Source organism: Halobellus clavatus, assembly GCF_900107195.1.
GTDB classification, from domain to species: Archaea; Halobacteriota; Halobacteria; order Halobacteriales; family Haloferacaceae; genus Haloquadratum; species Haloquadratum clavatum.
The window spans coordinates 382,962-402,230 of record NZ_FNPB01000002.1 but is presented as its reverse complement, the minus strand read 5'-3'; the positions used below and the strand labels follow the sequence as shown (position 1 = coordinate 402,230).

The following is a 19,269-nucleotide window of genomic DNA, read 5'->3' as shown; positions in this document are numbered from 1 at the left end:
CGTAGCCGATCGTAGATGAGCAAGGACTTTATCGAGGTCCGAGGTGCCGAAGAGCACAACCTCGAGGACCTCGACGTCCGGGTTCCGCGCGAGACGTTCACCGTCGTCACCGGGCTCTCGGGGTCGGGGAAATCGTCGCTCGCCTTCGAGACGATCTATGCCGAGGGGCAGCGGCGGTACATCGAATCGCTGTCGGCGTACGCCCGCAACTTCCTCGGGCAGATGGACAAGCCACAGGTCGAGGCCGTCGAGGGGCTCTCGCCGGCGATCTCGATCGATCAGAAGAACGCCGCCAACAACCCCCGGTCGACGGTCGGGACCGTCACCGAACTCCACGACTACCTCCGACTGCTGTACGCCCGCGTCGGGACGCAGTACGATCCCGTGACGGGCGAGAAAGTCGGCGAACAGTCGGCCGGAGAGATGGTGAATCAACTCCTCGAACTTCCCGAGGGAACGCGCGCGAAGATCGCCGCGCCGGTCGCTCGCGACCAGAAGGGCGCGTTCGAGGACCTCTTCGAAGACCTCGTGAGTGAGGGGTACTCGCGCGTCGAGGTCGACGGCGAGGAGTACGATCTCACGCTCGACACGCCGGATCTGGACAAGAACTACGACCACACGATCGACGTGATCGTCGACCGGGTGAAGATCCGGGCCGCGGATCGCTCCCGACTCGCCGACTCCGTCGAGACCGCACTGGAGGAGGCCGAGGGGGTGCTGAAGGTGATCGTCCCCGATCCGCCCGAAGACGTCCCGTTCGCGTCGAACTCCCGCTCGACGGGCGCACTCGGGGGCGAGGGCGACGATCGACTCGTCGTCGAGTTCTCCGAGGAACTGGGGAACCCGAACTCGGACTTCCAGTTCTCCGAGATCGAGACGCGGTCGTTCTCGTTCAACAGTCCCCACGGCGCCTGTCCGGAGTGTGAAGGGCTGGGCCAGACCAAAGAGGTCGACGAGTCTCTCGTCGTCCGCGACCCCTCGAAGCCGATCAAGCACGTCTTCGAGGCGTGGTCGTACAACCGCTCGTACTACCGAACCCGTCTGGACGCCGTGGCCGAGCACTTCGGCGTGAGCGTCGAGACGCCGTTCGAGGAACTCGACGAGGGCGTACAGCAGCAGTTCCTCTACGGCACCCACGACGAGGTCGTCTTCGAGCGGCAGACCAGAAACGGAACGCGGCGGAAGACCAAGCGCTTCGAGGGCGTCATCCCGAACCTCGAACGCCGTCACGTCGAGACCGACTCGGATTCGACGCGCGAGCACATCGAGGACTACATGGCCGTCACGACCTGTCCGGCCTGTGAGGGGACGCGCCTGAAGGAACAGTCCCGGCACGTCCTCGTGGCGGGCACCTCGATCACCGAGGTCAATCAGATGAGCATCGGCGACGCGCTGGCGCACTTCGAGGGCCTCGAGTCGGAGCTCTCCGAGCGGGACCGGACGATCGCCGAGGAGATCCTCAAAGAGATCCGCGCGCGGCTCGGCTTCATGGAGGAGGTCGGGCTCGAATACCTCACGCTCGATCGCGAGGCCGCGACGCTCTCCGGCGGGGAGAGCCAGCGGATTCGGCTGGCCACCCAGGTCGGCTCCGGACTCGTCGGGGTGCTGTACGTCCTCGACGAACCGTCGATCGGCCTCCACCAGCGCGACAACGACCGCCTGCTCGACACCCTCGAAGGGCTCCGCGATCTCGGGAACACCCTGCTGGTCGTCGAACACGACGAGGAGACGATGCGACGCGCGGACAACATCATCGATATGGGTCCCGGTCCGGGCAAGCGCGGCGGCGAGATCGTCGTCCAGGGCGACTTCGAGGACGTCTGCGACGCTGAGGAGTCGGTCACGGGCGATTATCTGGCGGGCCGGCGGACGATCCCGGTCCCCGACGAGCGCCGCGACAGCGACACCGCCCTCCGGATCCGCGGCGCACGCCAGCACAACCTCAACGACCTCGACGTCGAGATCCCGATCGGGCAGTTCACGGCCATCACGGGCGTCTCCGGGTCGGGGAAGTCGACGCTGATGCACGAGATCCTCTACAAGGGGCTGGCGCGGGAGATGAACGACAACACCTCGGTCGACCCCGGCGATCACGACGCGATCGAGGGGATCGACGAGATCGAGACCGTGCGGCTGATCGATCAGTCGCCGATCGGGCGGACTCCGCGCTCGAACCCCGCGACGTACACCGACGTCTTCGATTACATCCGCGAGCTCTTCGCGGAGACGAAACTCGCGAAACAGCGCGGCTACGAGAAGGGACGGTTCTCGTTCAACGTCAAGGGCGGGCGGTGTGAGGCCTGCGGCGGGCAGGGAACCGTGAAGATCGAGATGAACTTCCTCTCGGACGTCTACGTCCCCTGTGAGGAGTGCGACGGGGCTCGCTACAACGACGAGACGCTCGACGTCGAGTACAAGGGCAAGACGATCGCCGACGTGCTCGATATGGAGGTCTCGGAGGCACTGTCGTTCTTCGAGGCCAACTCGCAACTCCGGCGGCGACTCCAGTTACTCGAAGACGTCGGGCTCGGCTACATGACGCTCGGCCAGCCGTCGACGACGCTCTCGGGCGGGGAGGCCCAGCGCGTCAAACTCGCCGAGGAACTCGGGAAGAAGCAGACCGGTGACACACTCTATCTACTGGACGAGCCGACGACCGGCCTCCACAAGGCGGACGAGCGAAAACTGATCGAGGTGCTCCAGCGGCTCACCGACAACGGCAACACCGTCGTCGTGGTCGAACACGAACTCGATCTGGTGAAGAACGCGGACAACATCGTCGATCTCGGCCCCGAGGGCGGCGAGGGCGGCGGTGAGATCGTCGCGAACGGCACGCCCGAGGAAGTCGCCAGCGTGGACGCGTCTCACACCGGCCGTTACCTCCGAGATCTGCTCCCCGACGTCGACGCCGAGGGGCCGCGCTCGGACCGACGCACGCCAGCCAAGCCCGCAGACGACGACTGAACGGGCCGCGGTTTTATATCCGAAGCCGGGGCCAGAACCCCCGTGACGTAGCAGTCGTCCCGCGCCGGACAGCGGTCGCTCGGTACGTCGGCGCGGGGAGCGGCGAAGAGGTGCCGACAGTTCGCCACCAGAGCCGGGCCTGCCGGGGCATTCGATGGCCGGCCCCGCACGGCCAAGTGAGCGAAGCGCGTACGGGGGATATGGCCACCTGTTACGCCGCGTCCCGCGCCGGCGTGCTCGTCGTGCATAACGTCGCGGTGCCGGACACCGGCCTCCGGCCGGCGGGCACGCCGTCGCTGACGGAGTACAGTATCGAGTGTCTCGACGCCGCGCGCGACGCCCGCGAGCGAGCGTTCTGCGGAACGTTCGACGCGGGACTACACCGATCGACGGACGGCGGTGAGACCTGGGAGCGCGTCGGGGAGGCGACGCTCCCGGCGTCAGTGACGAGCGCGACCGTCTCGCCGCACGACCCGGACGTGATCTACGTCGGGACGGAACCGAGCGCCGTCTTCCGATCCGACGACGGCGGTGACACCTGGACCGAGTTGCCGGGGCTGACTGATCTCCCGTCGGCGTCAGCGTGGTCGTTTCCCCCTCGGCCGGACACCCACCACGTGCGCTGGATCGAGGTCGATCCCGCGGACCGAGACCACCTCTACGTCGCCGTCGAGGCCGGCGCGCTGCTCCAGACCCACGACGGCGGCGACACCTGGGAGGAGCGGTCGCCGTCGACCCGTCGAGACACCCACGAGATGGCGATTCACCCTGAGGTACCCGACACAGTTCGGGCGGCCGCGGGCGACGGATACGCCGAGAGTCACGACGCCGGCGAGACGTGGGCATTTCCACAGGATGGGCTGCGCCACCGCTACTGCTGGAGCGTCGCGATCGATCCCGGCGACCCGGACCGCGTCCTGCTCTCTGCGGCGGCGAGCGCGCGCCGAGCTCACACGTCGGCGTCTGCCGCGTCGTATCTGTACCGTCGGACCGACACGGGGAGCGACGCGTCGGCGTGGGCCCGCCTCGACGACGTCGACGTCCCGACTGGCGAGGGCGTGCTCCGGGCGACACTCGCCGGCGGCACCGAACCCGGGGAACTGTTCGCGCTCACCGACCGGGGGCTGTTCCGGACTACCGACGGCGGCGACTCGTTCACCCGCGTCGACGTGGCGTGGCCGGACTCGTTCCGGGACCGGACGAGCCGCGGGCTCGCGGTCGTCTGACAGGGGGACACCGCGCCCGAGGACGGCCGACGAAGAAAGTATTTGCCCGCGGGACCGATAAGACGCGATAATGTACGACTTCGCGGTCGTCGGCGTCGGTCCCGCGGGTGCGCGCTTCGCCCGGCGCGCGGCCGAGTCCGGATACGACGTCGTCGCCTTCGAGCAGGGGACCGTCGGAACGCCGCTCGCGTGTTCGGGACACGTCAGCACAGACATCTGGGAGTACGTCCCCGAGACGGCGAAAGCCGACCTCTTCCAGAACCGCGTGTGCGGTGCGCGCTTCCACATCGGCGGCCCCGACTCCGCGGCGTATCCCTTCTACAAGCGCGAGGAGATCTCGAACGTGATCGACCGCGTCGAGTTAGACCGGACGCTCGCGGGGCTCGCTCGCGACGCCGGTGCGGACGTTCGCGAACACCACACCGTCGTCGACGTCGACGAACGACACGACGAGGTCGCACTGACTGTCTCTCACGACGGCGAGACAGAGACCGTTCGCGCCCGGATGGTCGCCGGCTGCGATGGTCCCACCTCCCGAGTCCGGCGACAGTGCGGGCTGCCGGAGCCCGAGGAACTCCTCCACGGCGTGCTCGCGTTCGATTCGGCTCCCGACGATAGCGACTTCGTCGACGTGCACCTGACCGCACCGCGGTTCTTCGCCTGGCGGATCCCCCGCGGTGACGCCGGCGTCGAGTACGGCCTCGCCGCCCCGCCCGGGCGGTCGGTCAACGAGTTGTTCGAGCAGTTGACCGACGACTACGACGTCGAGACCGAGCACTTCTGCTCCGGCGCGATCCCGATTGGACCACCCGAGCGCGTCCACGGGCGGCGCGTCTTCCTGATCGGCGACGCCGCCGCACAGACGAAGCCGTTCACCGGCGGCGGGATCCTCTACGGAATGACCGCCGCCGACAGGGCGGCCGAGACGATCGATCCGGGGGACCCGGCGACGCTGCGCGACTACGAGTCGGCGTGGCGGTCGGCGCTGTCGCGAGAGATCGCCCTCGGCCACTGGCTCCGGCGGGCGTACTCCCTCCCAGAACCGGTCCAGCGGGTCGGCCTCCGCGCGCTCTCCGGCGAGATCGGCGTCCATATGGACCGGCCCAGTTCGTTCTTCTCGCGGGACCACCTGCGAAAAGTCCTGGGGCTGTGAGAAGGGGGGCCGAGCGGTCTCGGAGTTCGTCCGGGTTCAGCCCGTTTCGGACCCAGACGGGGTGTCGAAGCCGAATCCGACCGCGCTATCGTCGGCGTCCGCCGGGCGGAACTCCAGCGTGACGGTCGCGGGCCGGCCGTCGTCGTACGTGACCCGCCCGCCGACGCGTTCGGTCGTCCAGCGGACGAGCCACAGGCCCACGCCGCCGCTGTGTTCCGTGGGGCGTTCTTCGTCCGCGCGGAACACGTTGCGCTCTTCGGCCGGGATTCCCGATCCCTCGTCGGAGACCGAGAGCGACGTCCAATCGCCGTCGGTGGAGATGCGGACCGATACCGGTGGCGCGCCGTGCTCAGCCGCGTTCTCGACGAGTTCGATGACTCCGAGTTTGACGCTTTCGTCCGCGCGGACGGGCGCGGAGGCGGGGAACGCGGTCTGGATATCGACGTCGTCGTACGCGCCGGCAATCTCATCGATGGCCTCGCTCGCGACGTCGACGAGGTCACGGCTTCCCAGCGCCTGCGACGTCGAATCGACGAGCTGTCGGAAGTTTCGGGCGGTCTCGCTCTGCTGGAGAAGGTCCTCGCCGGCGCAGGAGATCCGCTCGGCGATGTGACGGACCGATTCGTCGTCGTGCTCGGTGAGTTGCGACGCGTAGCCGAGGACGACGTTCATCCGGTTTCGGACGTTGTGTCGGAGGACCCGATCGAGCACGGACAGGCGCTGTTGCTGTCTGACGGACTCGGTGACGTCTCGCTGGAATCCGAGGTAGTTCGTCACCTCGCCCGCCGCGTTCCGGACGGGCATCACTTCGAGAGCGTTGTGGAACGGCTCGCCGTCTTTCCGGTAGTTCAGGATGGTCACAGAGATCGGGCGTTCGGCGTCGACCGCCCGGCGGATCTGACGGACGGTCGCGTCGTCGGTCCCCTCGCCCTGGAGTAACCGGCAGTTCCGACCGATCACTTCTTCGGGGTCGTAGCCGGTGATCTCGGTGAACTGATCGTTGACGTAGATCAGCGGATTGTCCGGAAGGCTCGGGTCGGTGATCGTGATGCCGGCGGACGCCTCGTCCATCGCACGCCGATAGAGTTCGAGGCGCTCTTCGCGATCGATCCGTTCGGTCACGTCCTGTGCGACGACGAGGCGTTCTTCACCCTCGCCGGTCTGTACGGCCGCGCACTCGCAGATGGCCGCAGCCTCCGGGGTCTCGAACTCCACCGTCCAGAACTGCGGCCCGTCCGCGTCGATTTCCGCAGCCGCGTCTGCGAGCATCCGCTCGACGGTCTCTCGGTCCGGATCGGCGACGAATGAGGCGAGTTCGCGGCCCCGGGCCTCCTCGGCGTCGGCTCCGAGGAGCGCCTCCGCAGCGGGGTTCAACGCGGCGATCACGCCGCCTTCGATCAGGAGTTTCGCGCTCGGCGCCACCTCGAAGAGCCGGCGGTACCGGCGTTCGGCCTGTCGGAGTTCCACGGAGAGTTGCCGGCGCCGCGAGAGCGTATCGATCCGAAACCGGAGTCGCTCCGGGTCGACCGGGGTCGTGACGATGTCGTCGACGAGCGCACGGGCGTCCTCGTGGAGCCGCTCGTAAGCGCCCGTCCGGCTCTCGACGAGCAGACAGGGCAGAAACGAGCCGTCGCTCGTGACTGCCGATCGGAGTTCCGCCTCTATCCCCAACAGTCCGGGACCGTCAGCGAGACACACGTCGAACGCCGGCAGGGGCCGGCCGTCGTCGACGTCGGCGGCGCGACGGTCCACGAGGTGATACGCGGACGTCTTCCGGACCCAGTTCACGAGGACGCGCCGGTTCCCCGCGTCGGAGACGGCGACGAGCACGCCCGTCGTTCGAGGATTCGCTTGCATCGTCTCACCGCCGCCCGTGACGTCGCGTCGATTGATCGGGCGCGCGAGCGACGGCGGGGTGAGTGATGTCGGCGGGGCTAGCGACGAGAGCGAAGTGAATCTGCAGGGCGAGTGCGTCGCGACCGACGGGCGATCGCGCCGCGGCGGTACCCTGGCTCATCGTCGATGATCGGTCCCCGGGCACCCGGCGTTCCCGACGTCGGGAGACGGTGCGGGATCGATCGGCCGTCGGCGGTGGCAGTGCACGCTCAGGTCCGAGTGCGCGAGGATATTTATTTTTTCCACCGACCTGTCAGGTGTCTCATACTGTGCCGAGCACGCGTAGTCCGCGACGGTGTCAGGTCACGCGTCCGAGTACGTCGGGAGGCGCGCCGATCGAGCCGTGCCCTCGACGAACGGCAGCGGTGTGGGGTCGGCGTCGAGACGCCCGGCGCTCGCGGCGACTGACAGCGATCCGTCGCCGTCGAGGTCGGCGTCGAAGTCGACGAGCGCGAGCGCGATCGGGTGATCGAGCGACGGACTCACACTGGCGCGGGTCACGTGGCCGACGACGTCGCCGCCGACCGCGACGTCGGCTCCCTCCTCGGGGACCGTGTCGCCGTCGAATCCGAGACCGACGAGCCGACTGCTCGGTTGCCCGCGGTTCTCGACCTTCGAGACGACCTCCTGCCCGACGAAGCAGCCCTTCTCGAAGTCGACGGCGTTCGCCAGACCGAGCACGTTCGGGACCTGCCCCGCGAGTTCGGTGTCGAAGAGCGGCGTCCCGGCTTCCGTCGTGAGCGTCTCCCAGGTCTGGTAGCCGAACGGGACGGCGTTCATCCCCATCGTCAGTAACATCTCGAAGACGCGTTCGGCAGCATCGGCGGCGCAGACGACCTCGTAGCCCTCCTCGCCGGTGGGCCCATCGGCCGCGATCACGGTGACGCCCTCGTCACCCATCGAGCCTCTGACGAAGGAGAGCGGCGGTTCCGGCGCGCCTGCGCTGTTGAGGACGCTCGCTACCTTCTCGGTCGATTTCGGGCCGTGGACGCCGAAGATCGCGAAGTCCGTCGACGCCTCGCGGATGTCGACGTCCTGAATGAACACCTTCTCCGCCCAGTCGTCCGCGAGCGGTCCGGCCCGCGTCGGCGGCGTGAAACAGAGGAGTCGCTCGCCGGCGTTGTAGACGTACATATCCGTCTCGATGCGGCCCTGCGGGTCCAAGAGGAGTGCGTAGACGCCCTCGCCGTCTTCCCGTGGGACACGGTTCGAGACCGTGTCGTCGACGAACTCGAGCCGATCCTCGCCCGTGACGACGACGACGCCGTACCCCATCTCGATCACGCCCGCGCCCTTGCGGACGGCCCCGTGAGTGCGCTCGGGGCGGCCGTACTCGCGGACGAGCCGCCGGCCGTCACGCTCCTCGAACGTCGCGCCGTGTGCCTCGTGCTGTTCAGTGACGACGGTCATCGTGGTGGTATCCGGGACGAGGAGGGAAAACCGCAGCGTCACAGAGGTCCGGGGGAGGGTCGCATCGCAACCGGGGCCTGTGAGCCCTCACAGACCGAATTTGTCGCGCAGTGCTTCCATGATGCTCTGCTCTTCCGGCGGATCCGCCTCGGGATCGGGGACCACGCGGTCAGCGACGAGGATCACGACGCGGTCGTCCTCGCCGTTCTCGACCGCGATGAGTTCGTCCCGCTTCAGCGCCGCGAGCGCCTCCTCGATCGCATCGATATCGGAGTCGACCGCCGCGCGCACCTCGAAGACGGTCATCCCCTCCTCCGCACGGTCGACGAGAGCGTCGAGGACAGCTACTTCGACGTCGGGCCGGTCTCGGAACTCGCGCCGCGCTCTCATACCCCGACCTTCGCTCCCATCGGGTATACGCTTACCGCCGAACTGGGCGGGAGCGCCGCCCGCGTGGGTCCGTCTGCCGTCCGTCAGACGCAGGAGGTACACTTTTGACGCTGACTGCCGGAAACACGGGTAATGGGACTCAAGTGCCGTCTTCTCGGGCATACGTACGGGGACCCCGAGGTAGAGCGCAACAGGGAGGAACGGGGCGACGAGGTGGTCGTTACCATCCGGGAAGTGCAGACGTGCGGACGGTGCGGCGACGAACAGGTCGTCAGTCAGAACAAGGAAGTGACCACGATCCGATCGCCGGCGGAAGTCGGCCTCGACGATTCCGCGGAGCCTACCGACGGGGCTGCCGGCCCCGAGAGCGCCGCGAGCGCCGGCGGCGACGAGTCGGCCGCAGCGGCCGCCGGAGAAGCGGCCTCGCCGACGGCTGAAGACCGGGACGCGGCCGAACCGGCCGAGGTACCGTCGGATGCGGGAGCCGACCCTGCGGCGGAGCCCGGAGCGGAGGCGGCCGACGGAGCGACGTCGGCTTCGACCCCTCCGGAGGCCGACGAGGAGGCGATCGCCGACGCGACCGAGGCGGTCGAGGCGATCGACGAGGCGGAGACCGACGACGGCTGGGAGACGGGGAGCGACGACTGGGAGGATGTCGAGACCGATCCCGATGCCGACGACGCGGTCATCCTCGACGGCGAAGCCGGCGAACGCGACGAGACGCAGTGGCCCGAGGAGACCGAGGCCGACCCCACCCAGGCCGCCGCGGAGTCCGCAGCCGCCGAGGAGGGCACAGGCCCGGGCGAGAACGCAGCGGCGGAGGAGGTGACGAACGACGCGGAGATCATCGACGCCGACGACGGGGCCGACTCCGCCGAGGCCGAGACGGCCGACGACCGGGAACGCGGCGAGTGGCACGGCCGCGAGGCGGAGTCGTCCAGGTGGCCAGACCACGAGGGCGACGACGAAGGTTTCGACGCGACGACCGACGACACCGACGTCGAACTCGGCGGTGGCGGGCTGACGCCCGAAGTGAACGGCCACGCCGCGGCCGATCACGACGGGTCGATCGAGGGGCTCGCAGCCGAGGCCGAGCCGCCGGAATCACCGCAGACCGGTCGTGGGGAGCCGTCGAGTCCGGACCGTGACGCCGATCCGGTGGACGCTCGGGAGGCCGACGCCGGCAACGGCTTCACGCGCGCTGGTGAGTCGACGACGCTCGAATCCGACGTCCCCGACGACCGCGTGGAGTTCTACTGCCCCAACTGCGGCCACGCGCGACTCGCCGGGGCGTCCTCGATGCGGGCCGGTGACATCTGCCCCGAGTGCAAGCAGGGATACATCGCCGAGCGTGAGCGCTAGGCCCGGCCGTCGAACAGTGACGAAACAGGTAAACCGTCTGCTATCGAATCACGGCTTATGAAGGAGTACAAGATGCGTCGCGGGGAGACGCTCGAGGAACGCATCCCGGATATGGAGGCGACCGTCGAGGAGTACTTCGGTTCCATCAGCGACACGATGGAGTACAAAGACAGCGAGCTCTACGTCGTCGAAGAGCCGGACAACCCCGTCTTTCAGCGAATCGTGGCGGGCGCAGTCACCTACAGCGGCAAGAAGGACCGCCTCGGCGTCGAGTTCGAGGAGCGCGACCCCACGGAACTCGGTCCCGACGATCTCGAAGCCGCGGGCGACGCCGTCGACGCGAAGAACGACTTCCTGCTCGAAGCCACTGGTCGTGACGCGAAGTCCCGGCGAGACTCGATGAAGCGCGCCGTCGAGGACGACGCGCCCGACTACTGATACTGTCGGCGACGACCGTTCCACTGTTCGTCAGCCCCCGAGTCCCGACGGTCCGCAGCGACTCGTGACCGACGGGACAGGCGCCTCCCAGCGGCCGGCTCCACCGCTCCGCCGTCCGGCGATGACGATCGATCGAGTCCCGAAAGCGGCGGCCACGACGGCCGAGAACCCGCTTAATTAAGTGTCGCCACCACACGTATCGACACGATGGCCTACTACGTGGGCGTCGACCTCGGGGCGACGAACATCCGGTCGGTCGTCGCCGACGGCGACGGGACGATTATCGGCGCGGCAGACGACGGCACCCCCCAGGGGCCCACCGGGATCGCCGTCACCGAAGCGGTCCTCGGCGTGGTCCGCGAGGCGTGCGAGGCGGCCGGGGTCGATCCGGAACGGGCGAACGCGGCCGGGATCGGCGCGATCGGGCCGCTCGATCTCGCCGAGGGGACGGTCGAAGACCCGGCGAACCTCCCCGACACGATCGATCGGATCCCGCTCACTGGCCCCATCTCGAAGCTTCTGGACACGGAACGCGTCTTTCTCCACAACGACACCGTTGCGGGCGTGATCGGCGAACGGTTCCACTCCGAGCGGAACCCCGACGACATGGTGTATCTCACCATCTCCTCGGGCATCGGCGCGGGCGTCTGCGTCGACGGCAACGTCCTCGCGGGCTGGGACGGCAACGCCGGCGAGGTCGGCCACCTGACGCTCGACCCCGAGGGGAAGATCACCTGCGGCTGCGGCCACGACGGGCACTGGGAGGGGTACTGTTCGGGCAACAACATTCCGGACTACGCCGAGTACCTCGCGGAGGTCGAAGGCGTCGAGACGGCACTGCCGCTCGGCGAGCCCGACTTCTCGGCGGTCGACGTGTTCGAACACGCGGCCGACGACGCGTTCGCGGCACACGTGGTCGATCGGCTCGGCCACTGGAACGCGATGGGCGTCGCCAACATCGTCCACTCGTTCGCGCCGCTCGTCATCTACGTCGGGGGCGCGGTCGCACTCAACAACCCCGAGCAGGTGTTGGGGCCGATCCGCGAACGGATGGACGAGATGGTGATGACGAACGTGCCCGAGATCAGGCTGACGACGCTCGGCGACGATGTCGTCGTGAAAGGGGCGTTAGCGAGCGCGATGACCGGTGGAACGGGCGATCGAACTCGGCTGTAGACGGGATCGCGGCTGTCGGCGTCGACTTCCACAGAGAAAGACCGTGACACACTTTTCTCGACGGCGTCCGGCGGTGAGTACAACCGCAAGGTACCAATGGCTCGAACGCCAACTGGTGACAATGAGCGACTCCGAGGACTCCCTTCGCCAGCGGATCGAGACCTGGATGGTCGGGCAGATGCCGATCATCCAGATGCACGGCGGCGAGAGCGTCGTCCGGAAAGCCGACCCCGACACGGGCGAGGTCGTGGTCGAACTGGGTGGGGCCTGTGCCGGCTGCGGCATCTCGAACATCACCGCGGACAACATCAAAGCCGACCTCATCACGGACTTCGAGGCGGTCGAGGACGTCCGGGTGAAAGTCCCCAGCGCCGGCGATCACGGCAACAGCACCGTCGAGGGGGGCCGTGGCGGCGAACTCCAGTACGGCACCGACGATCCCGGGCACTTCTGACGCCCGCGATCGCGAGTCGCTGACGGGGACACGTCGTCGCACCGCGACCGACGCGGTCCCGCCCAGCGACGTGCAGCCACCGGTCACGCTTTTGTCCGCGCACTCCCTGGATCCGATGTGAGCGACGCCGGCGGCGCACGGGAGTTCACCTTCGAGCTCGGTCTCTGCGCGCAGCTCGAATCGACGACCGACTGGATCGTCGGTCGACAACTCGGCGGGGCCGTCGACCGACCCGGTCGGCGGATCGTCGACGTCGTCGGTGTCGAGCCGGGCGCGGCGTTCGACGACCGCGCGGCGATCACGGCCGAAACGATTCCCGCGCGCGCCATCGAGAGCATCGTCGGCGTCGGCGAGGCCGTCCCGCGCCGGCGGGCGATCCGTGAGACGCCGGGGCTGACCGAACCGCTCGTCGACCGAGCCGTCGAAGTCGGCTTCTTCGCGAGCGAGCGTCGGAACGGCCGGGCGACCCTGCGGCAGACGACGCGCTATCCCGACGCGTGGTTCGACCGGCTCGTCGGGATCGAGAACAAGCCCGATCTGGGCTCACCGGGAGCGCTCGAACGACAACTCAGGACCGACGTGTCGCTCGGCCTGTTCGATCACGTGATCCTCGCGACCGAGAGCCACGTCACCCGCGCGCACCTGAATCGGATCCCCGAGGAGGTCGGCGTCTGGCGCGTCCACCCGGACGCGAACGAGCGAACGGTGCTCCGGGAACCGACGCCGCTCCCGACCGACGAACCCGGCGTCGAACTCGTCGAGCGACGGCCCCTCGAAACCGAGGTTGCGGTCGTCGACCGAGCGGCGAAGGCGGCGGCGCGGCGACGGATCGCCGAGCGCGCCTACGGCAAGGGCTGGCGGACCTACGATTTCCCGTCGTGTGCGCACGCGACGGCGACGGCAGACGGCCGCCCGCGGTGTACGCACTTCGAGCGGATCGTCGATCCACGCCGGGCCTGCGGAGCCGACTGCGACGCGCGGGAGCCTGCGAACTCGCCCGATGTCGACGCCGAGGCCCTCCGCGCGTCGCGGACGCCGTGGCGACGGGACCCGGCGGGCGTCCGCCGCAGACAGTCCGGACTCGACCGATTCCAGTGATGTGGGAATGTCGAAGAATGGCACGCTGAAGTGGAGAGTCCGTTTCCAAGCTGATGAAAATCGGCCTGTATTTATACTCCACTGCTGCTCGGATATGCGAATGTGAGGTGACCGACGATGGCAACTTCGACCCAAACGACGGTTTCGAACCCGCTCGATTTCGACCTGCAGGGCACGTTCGCCGGCTACTGGGCAGCCGTGCTCCGCGTGGTGACCGGCTACTGGTTCCTCCACGCGGGCGTGACCAAGTACCTCGCTGCGGAGCCGTTCAACGCGCAGGGGTGGCTGGTCAACGCCACTGGCGGGAGCCCGATCACCGGGTTCTTCGTCTGGGTGGGGCAGACCCCCTGGATGCTCGAGTTCACGAACTTTATGATCCCGCTGGGGGAGACGCTCATCGGACTTGGCCTCATGGTCGGTGCGCTCGTCAGACTGGCGAGCTTCTTCGGGGCCTTCCTGATGGTGTTCTTCTACCTCGGGAACGCGGCGTGGAGCCACGGCCTGGTCAACGGTGACCTGATGGGCCTGCTGCTCTTCGTGACGCTCGGCGTCCTCGGTGCCGGTCGGGTCCTCGGACTCGACTCCGTCATCGAGGATATGGACTTCGCGGACAACCGCATCGCGAAGTACATCCTCGGGTGACACGACCCACCCGTTCCGGCGCCACCAGTTCCCTCCGCTGATTTTCGGACGCCGTTCTCGCAGTGCGGTCGTCGATGTTCGTCCCCTCAAGATTCGACAGTGACGTCTCGGAACTCGAAGCGGGCACCGCCGGCGTCGCTCTCGTCGATCCGGAGTCGCCACCCGTGCGCCGTCGCGATCTGTTCGACGATCGTGAGTCCGAATCCGCTCCCTGAGTCCTGCGTCGTGTGTCCAGGTTCGAGGACGCGTTCGCGGTCCGCCTCGGGGATCCCCGGACCGTCGTCGGCGACAGAGAACCCACGCGCGTCCCCGAGAGTATCGACCCGAAGGGTCACGTCGTCACCGCCGTGCTCGACGGCGTTGCGAAAGAGGTTCTCGAAGACGTGGTGGAGGCGGTCCGCGTCGGCCTGCACGGTCACGTCCGTGTCGATCGACAGTTCCGCGTCGGCGGTGTCGACTGCGTCCCACGAGGCTTCGGCGATTTCTGAGAGGTCGACAGCGCTCGTCTCGCCGACTGCCCGCCCCTCGCGAGCGAGCGTGAGCGTCTCCTCGATGATCGCCTCCATCCGGTCGAGAGACGCCTTGATGGTCTCGAGGTGATCCTCGAACGTTCCGTCGTCTTTCTGCTGGACCAGAGTGAGGTGCCCGTCCGCGACGTTCAGTGGGTTCCGGAGGTCGTGAGAGACGATGCTCGCGAACTCCTCGAGGCGGTCGCGTTCGCGCTGGAGTTCCTCCTGTTTGATTCGGATCCGCTCGGCGGCGAGTTCGCGCTGGATCGCTCTGGCCTCGAACGTCCCGATCACGAAGCCGACGCCCGAGCCGATAGCGACGGCCCAGCGAACCCAACTGAGAACGACGACCCCGGTCGCCGGCGGAAAGGCGAGCATCAGGCCCAGGTTGATGACGAGAAAGACACCCCCGCCCCCGAGTGTCCACCGGACGATGCGCCAGTAGCGGCGGTCCGAAACCCCGGCCGTCACGGTCCGGTAGCTGCCGTAGACGAGCCACAGGGCGAACGGGAGCGAGGTGAGCAGCCCAACCAGAAAACCGTCCGGGAACGGGGTACGCCCGATGAGGTAGAACAGAAGTTCACTCGCCGCCACGAGGACGAGGCCACTCCCAATACCTGCGACGTACCGTAGCGGACCGAGATCTGAATCGAGAGACAGAGACATCGAGGGTTGGATTCCGTGAAGTGCGCGGGGATAAAAACCCTTCCACAGTGTGTGGTTCGATAGCTCGCAAACAGCCTCAACCGGGGTCGTGACAGCGGGCCGGTCGGCCGCGCCAACTCACAACTCGTAGGTCTCGCCGTCGACTGCCAGCGGTTCCTCGAAGGCCTCCTCGGCGGGGTAGAAGTGCGCCGTGTGGACGATCCGCGTCTCTAAGGCGTTCAGTTCGCCGGCGAGGTCGACCGCGCCTTCGCGGGTCATATGCTTCGAGCCGAACGTCCGGGGGACGCCGTCGGCGTCGTGATGGTCGCCGCCGAGCGGGTGCTTCGCACAGAGCGACGCCGGGACGATGCCGTCGGCGAGCAAGAGGTCGGGATCGCGCAGGACCGCCCGCGATTGCTCGGGGACGGCGTAGTTGGTGTCGCCCGAGAGCGAGAGCTTCGCACCGGTTTCGGGGTCTTCGATCGCGAGGCCGTAGCAGACCAGCGGCGGGTGCTCGACGGGGACGAGCGTCGCCCGCAGGCCACAGATCTCGAACGGCTCGAACGGCGATTGGGGGTGAACGCCGACCTGATCGAGGTAGTCGTACTTCCGGCCGACGGTCTCGGCGACGCTCTCGTCGGTCACCGGATCGGTCTCGTCGGCGGCGTAGATGGGGAGGTCGTCGAACAGGCGATAGGCGTTGCCGAGGCCGTCGAGGTGATCGAAGTGAATGTGCGTGACGATCCCGACGTCGGGCAGCGGGACCTCGCGCGTCAGGAACTGGTGACGGAAGTCGGGGCTGAAATCGACGAGCAGCGATTCGCCGGTGCGCTCGTTCTCGACGTGGACGGAGAACCGCGTGCGCTCGACGCCTCGCCGGCGCGCTTCGGCACAGGTGTCACAGTCACATCCGGCCGTCGGCGTCCCCGTCGTATCGCCCGTTCCGAGAAGCGTGACCCGCATCGTCCGGGGTTGGGACCCGATAGGTGATATATTGTCGGCTCTCCGTTCGCGGATCGACTACTCCTCGCGACGGATTGGCAAAGCACTTGCCGATACTCACGAAACGGCGGAGGCGTGTCCCCCGCTTTCACCCCCTCCGATGGCGACGGACAACGCTCGGCGCATACCGCGGCCGGCCGCGGCACCGCTCGTCGGCGGTTCCTCTCAGGGATCGCTGTCGCCGTGACCGCCGGCCTCGCCGGCTGTGGCTCCCTCCGAAGCGACGAATCCGCGGCGTTCTACGACGGCGACTGGCACGCCTACGGCAACGGCCCGGAGAACCGGAACCGCGTCACCGGCGGCGCACCCGAGCCCGAGGAGGCGGCCCCGATGGTCCCCGCCGACTGGGCGTACGGGCCGCCGGTCGTCCGCGACGATGTCGTGTACTTCGCCGCGGAGCGACGGGTCGTCGCGATCGGCGTCGACGGGACCGAGGCCTGGACGCAGCGACTCGAGGGCGAGGCGTTCGGTGCGCCCGCGCTCGATCCCGATCGTGGGCGGCTGTATGTTCCGATGCGCAGCGCGGGGTCGAGCGATCTCGATCCGGAGCCCGCATCGGTGACCGCGTTCGCGCCCGACGACGGCGACCGACTCGCCACGTATCGCGTCGGCGACGAGGCGACCTACGGCGTGAGCGTCGTCGACGGCGACGTCTACGCCCGGAGCGCGACAGCGTGTGTCAGGCTCGGCCCGGACGGAACGGAGCGCTGGCGGCGCTCGCTCGATCCGCTCGTCTACGACGAGTACAACCTCGGCGACTCGACGGCGACGCAGATTCCGCCGGCGGTGACCGGAGACGCCGTCTACGTCCCCGACCGGGACGCGCTGGTGAAACTCGACCGGGAGAGCGGCGAGGAGCGCTGGCGCGTCGACGTCGACACGCCGTACGCCGCGTCGGCCACTGACGGGCGCGGCGTCGTCCAGACGGGGCATCAGGAGGTCGTCGCCGTCGACCACGCGGGCGAGGAGCGCTGGCGGCGCGACCTCCACAGCCGCGCCGCCGCCGCACTCGCGGGCGACGACGTCTACGTCGCCGCGGGCGACCTCCACGAACTCGACGCGGGGTCCGGCGAGACGACCTGGCGGGCGCATCTGCCGAGCGAGGGAACGGCTGCGCCGGTCGTGACAGACGACGCCGTCCTCGTCGCGGGGAGCGGCGTCCGCGCGTTCCGACGGGACGTCGAGGGGATCTTCGACCCCGACCGGCTGCGGTGGGAGCTCGGAGCCTCCCACGCGACCGCGTACGCCTCGCCGGTGGTCGCGGCTGGGCGGCTGTTCGTCGTGGGACCGTTCGGACTGAAAGTGCACGAACGCTGAGGGGTGGACACCGCCGAACCGTCTCAACAAACAGCGCGGGCTCCCATCGGGAGACCCGAAAATCAGCCCGAACGGCGGGCGGCCGCGACCGCCGCGTCAGTGGTCGTGCGAGTGATCGTGTGCGTGATCGTCGCCGCCGTCGCCCGCGACCAACTGATCGCCGTCCGACATCATATTCATATTCTTGAGGTTGTCCCGCTCCTCGAAGTCCTCGACGGCTTCGACGATGTCCTGCTGAGTGAGCGTCGTCCGCTCCTCAGTCAGTGCCTCTAAGACGGCCTCTCGGAACACCATCCGGAGGTCAGAGCCCGTGAGTCCTTCGGTGAGTTCGGCCACCGCCTCGGGGTCGAACTCGGTGATGTCCATCCGCTTGGTGATGATGCGGAGGATATCCGCACGCATCTGGGTGTCCGGCTTCGGGAAGTTGACGATCTCGTCGAAGCGCCGCCAGGCGGCGGCGTCGAGTTGATCCGGGTGGTTCGTCGCCCCGATGAGGATCACCTCGTCGCGGATCAGCGAGATGTCGTCGATACTCTTGAGCAGCGTGTTGACCGCACGCTTCAGCGCCGCGTGCTCGTCGGAGCGCCGCGTCTTCGCGACGGAGTCGAACTCGTCGATGAAGAGGATACACGGCGAGAGCCGCTTCGCGACCTCGAAGGTCTTCTCGACGTTCTTGGCCGTCTCACCGAGGTACTGGCTCGTGATCATCGAGAGCTTCACTTCGACGAAGGGGAGCCCAAGTTCGTGTGCGAGCGCCCGCGAAACCGTCGTCTTGCCGGTCCCCGGCGGCCCGACGAAGAGGATCTTCCCGATCTCGCGGAGACCGATCTCCGCGAGGTACTCGCGGTGTTCGATCGCCTGCATCAGTTTGTGGATCTCTCCCTCCTGGTCGGTCGTCAGCACGAGGTCGTCGAGGGTCATCTCGATCTCCTCGGGCGCTCGGACCTGCACGAGATCGAGCATCTCCCCGTCTTCGTCCTCGTCGAAGTACTCCTCCAGCAGGCTGTCGATCCAGACGCGATCCGCTTGAATCGGCCGCGTCTGCTCGCGCGCCTCGGCGTGCGTCACGTCCACGTCGTCTCGCGTTTCGACGGCGGCCGCGATCGTCGGATTGGTCTCCAGCCGGTCGCGGTCGGCCCGGTCGAGGTACCACTCGGTCGCCATCTCGGGTTGCGTGAGCGAGAGCCGCCCGGAGAAGTCCTCCTGCTGCGTGAAGAGCAGGTCGGAGATCGCATCCCAAGGGTGCTCGACGCCGGTGGCCTTCCGCGCGACGCTTTCGGTGACGACGAGCGGTCGCTCGATGCCGACGACGTTCGATTCCGCCTCGTCGTCGCCGTCGTCGTCTTCCGGTTCGCTCCAGAAGACGCGTCGATATCGAGGCGGCAGATCGTTCTCGTCGAGATCGCGGTCCTCAGTGTAGAGGTGTGCCGTGAGGAGGAACTCGACAACTTCGAGAGCCCGGTTACTCATCCCAAAGACGTTGCCGGGTCACCCGCATAAGCGCGTCGAAAGCGCCGGGCACCGAAGCCGGTGTGCTGACCTGCTGCTTCTGCGACCTTTATGTCACCAGCCCACGCACGTGTGAGT

At 67.9% G+C, this 19,269-nt stretch carries 17 protein-coding genes; 10 read left to right on the top strand and 7 right to left on the bottom strand.

Annotated features, from left to right (window positions below; genetic code table 11):
* Positions 1-15: 15 nt before the first annotated feature.
* From uvrA to BLU74_RS05405, 3 genes are all read left to right on the top strand, one after another.
* Positions 16-2,964: an excinuclease ABC subunit UvrA gene (uvrA, locus tag BLU74_RS05415; protein ID WP_089765984.1), complete on the top strand. Its 2,949-nt coding sequence runs from the start codon at positions 16-18 to the stop codon at positions 2,962-2,964.
* Between the two features lie 200 nt (positions 2,965-3,164).
* Positions 3,165-4,190 carry a beta propeller repeat protein gene (locus tag BLU74_RS05410; protein ID WP_089765982.1) on the top strand — a complete coding sequence of 342 codons (1,026 nt, stop codon included), beginning with the start codon at positions 3,165-3,167 and terminating at the stop codon, positions 4,188-4,190.
* A gap of 70 nt (positions 4,191-4,260) precedes the next feature.
* Positions 4,261-5,343 carry a geranylgeranyl reductase family protein gene (locus BLU74_RS05405; protein ID WP_089765980.1) on the top strand — a complete coding sequence of 361 codons (1,083 nt, stop codon included), beginning with the start codon at positions 4,261-4,263 and terminating at the stop codon, positions 5,341-5,343.
* A 36-nt stretch (positions 5,344-5,379) separates the two neighbouring features.
* Here BLU74_RS05405 and BLU74_RS05400 read toward each other — a convergent pair whose 3' ends face one another.
* From BLU74_RS05400 to BLU74_RS05385, 4 genes are all read right to left on the bottom strand, one after another.
* Positions 5,380-7,200, bottom strand: coding sequence for a PAS domain S-box protein (locus BLU74_RS05400; RefSeq protein ID WP_089765978.1), 1,821 nt, complete (start codon positions 7,198-7,200; stop codon positions 5,380-5,382).
* 4 nt (positions 7,201-7,204) lie between these two features.
* Positions 7,205-7,360, bottom strand: coding sequence for a hypothetical protein (locus tag BLU74_RS18860; protein ID WP_175454572.1), 156 nt, complete (start codon positions 7,358-7,360; stop codon positions 7,205-7,207).
* Positions 7,361-7,542: 182 nt separating this feature from the next.
* A complete protein-coding gene (gene ygfZ / locus BLU74_RS05390; RefSeq protein WP_089766122.1) occupies positions 7,543-8,649 on the bottom strand; it encodes a CAF17-like 4Fe-4S cluster assembly/insertion protein YgfZ in 1,107 nt (368 codons plus the stop codon).
* 87 nt (positions 8,650-8,736) lie between these two features.
* A complete protein-coding gene (locus BLU74_RS05385) occupies positions 8,737-9,039 on the bottom strand; it encodes a DUF6432 family protein (RefSeq protein WP_089765974.1) in 303 nt (100 codons plus the stop codon).
* Between the two features lie 132 nt (positions 9,040-9,171).
* On the opposite strand from BLU74_RS05385, the gene BLU74_RS05380 reads away from it, so the two are divergent.
* The 6 genes from BLU74_RS05380 to BLU74_RS05355 all read left to right on the top strand — a co-directional run bounded on the left by BLU74_RS05380 (position 9,172) and on the right by BLU74_RS05355 (position 14,209).
* Positions 9,172-10,401, top strand: a complete 1,230-nt coding sequence (locus tag BLU74_RS05380; protein WP_089765971.1) for a DUF7093 family protein — start codon at positions 9,172-9,174, stop codon at positions 10,399-10,401.
* A gap of 57 nt (positions 10,402-10,458) precedes the next feature.
* Positions 10,459-10,839 (top strand): DUF5611 family protein, encoded by a 381-nt coding sequence (locus BLU74_RS05375; protein WP_089765969.1) that lies wholly within the window; start codon positions 10,459-10,461, stop codon positions 10,837-10,839.
* 207 nt (positions 10,840-11,046) lie between these two features.
* Positions 11,047-12,015: an ROK family protein gene (locus BLU74_RS05370; RefSeq protein WP_089765967.1), complete on the top strand. Its 969-nt coding sequence runs from the start codon at positions 11,047-11,049 to the stop codon at positions 12,013-12,015.
* A 121-nt stretch (positions 12,016-12,136) separates the two neighbouring features.
* Positions 12,137-12,469, top strand: coding sequence for a NifU family protein (locus BLU74_RS05365; protein WP_089765965.1), 333 nt, complete (start codon positions 12,137-12,139; stop codon positions 12,467-12,469).
* A gap of 117 nt (positions 12,470-12,586) precedes the next feature.
* Positions 12,587-13,567 (top strand): DUF5787 family protein, encoded by a 981-nt coding sequence (locus tag BLU74_RS05360; RefSeq protein WP_089765963.1) that lies wholly within the window; start codon positions 12,587-12,589, stop codon positions 13,565-13,567.
* Positions 13,568-13,684: 117 nt separating this feature from the next.
* Complete coding sequence (locus BLU74_RS05355) at positions 13,685-14,209, top strand: DoxX family membrane protein (RefSeq protein WP_089765961.1); 525 nt, start codon at positions 13,685-13,687, stop codon at positions 14,207-14,209.
* Positions 14,210-14,295: 86 nt separating this feature from the next.
* Here BLU74_RS05355 and BLU74_RS05350 read toward each other — a convergent pair whose 3' ends face one another.
* Positions 14,296-15,384 (bottom strand): sensor histidine kinase, encoded by a 1,089-nt coding sequence (locus BLU74_RS05350; protein WP_245705732.1) that lies wholly within the window; start codon positions 15,382-15,384, stop codon positions 14,296-14,298.
* Between the two features lie 117 nt (positions 15,385-15,501).
* A complete protein-coding gene (locus tag BLU74_RS05345; protein WP_089765959.1) occupies positions 15,502-16,326 on the bottom strand; it encodes an MBL fold metallo-hydrolase in 825 nt (274 codons plus the stop codon).
* 114 nt (positions 16,327-16,440) lie between these two features.
* Here BLU74_RS05345 and BLU74_RS05340 point away from each other — a divergent pair, with 114 nt between their 5' ends.
* Positions 16,441-17,682: an outer membrane protein assembly factor BamB family protein gene (locus tag BLU74_RS05340; protein ID WP_139175658.1), complete on the top strand. Its 1,242-nt coding sequence runs from the start codon at positions 16,441-16,443 to the stop codon at positions 17,680-17,682.
* 96 nt (positions 17,683-17,778) lie between these two features.
* Here the strand turns inward: BLU74_RS05340 and BLU74_RS05335 are convergent, their stop codons facing one another.
* Positions 17,779-19,152 (bottom strand): ATP-binding protein, encoded by a 1,374-nt coding sequence (locus BLU74_RS05335; protein ID WP_089765954.1) that lies wholly within the window; start codon positions 19,150-19,152, stop codon positions 17,779-17,781.
* Positions 19,153-19,269: the final 117 nt, after the last annotated feature.

Coding starts and splice junctions, on each gene's coding strand:
- BLU74_RS05400 (WP_089765978.1), bottom strand. CDS start 7,200: ATGCAAGCGAATCCTCGAACGACGGGCGTGCTCGTCGCCGTCTCCGAC.
- ygfZ (WP_089766122.1), bottom strand. CDS start 8,649: ATGACCGTCGTCACTGAACAGCACGAGGCACACGGCGCGACGTTCGAG.
- BLU74_RS05345 (WP_089765959.1), bottom strand. CDS start 16,326: ATGCGGGTCACGCTTCTCGGAACGGGCGATACGACGGGGACGCCGACG.
- uvrA (WP_089765984.1), top strand. CDS start 16: ATGAGCAAGGACTTTATCGAGGTCCGAGGTGCCGAAGAGCACAACCTC.
- BLU74_RS05355 (WP_089765961.1), top strand. CDS start 13,685: ATGGCAACTTCGACCCAAACGACGGTTTCGAACCCGCTCGATTTCGAC.
- BLU74_RS05350 (WP_245705732.1), bottom strand. CDS start 15,384: ATGTCTCTGTCTCTCGATTCAGATCTCGGTCCGCTACGGTACGTCGCA.
- BLU74_RS18860 (WP_175454572.1), bottom strand. CDS start 7,360: ATGAGCCAGGGTACCGCCGCGGCGCGATCGCCCGTCGGTCGCGACGCA.
- BLU74_RS05370 (WP_089765967.1), top strand. CDS start 11,047: ATGGCCTACTACGTGGGCGTCGACCTCGGGGCGACGAACATCCGGTCG.
- BLU74_RS05365 (WP_089765965.1), top strand. CDS start 12,137: ATGAGCGACTCCGAGGACTCCCTTCGCCAGCGGATCGAGACCTGGATG.
- BLU74_RS05385 (WP_089765974.1), bottom strand. CDS start 9,039: ATGAGAGCGCGGCGCGAGTTCCGAGACCGGCCCGACGTCGAAGTAGCT.
- BLU74_RS05375 (WP_089765969.1), top strand. CDS start 10,459: ATGAAGGAGTACAAGATGCGTCGCGGGGAGACGCTCGAGGAACGCATC.
- BLU74_RS05410 (WP_089765982.1), top strand. CDS start 3,165: ATGGCCACCTGTTACGCCGCGTCCCGCGCCGGCGTGCTCGTCGTGCAT.
- BLU74_RS05335 (WP_089765954.1), bottom strand. CDS start 19,152: ATGAGTAACCGGGCTCTCGAAGTTGTCGAGTTCCTCCTCACGGCACAC.
- BLU74_RS05380 (WP_089765971.1), top strand. CDS start 9,172: ATGGGACTCAAGTGCCGTCTTCTCGGGCATACGTACGGGGACCCCGAG.
- BLU74_RS05405 (WP_089765980.1), top strand. CDS start 4,261: ATGTACGACTTCGCGGTCGTCGGCGTCGGTCCCGCGGGTGCGCGCTTC.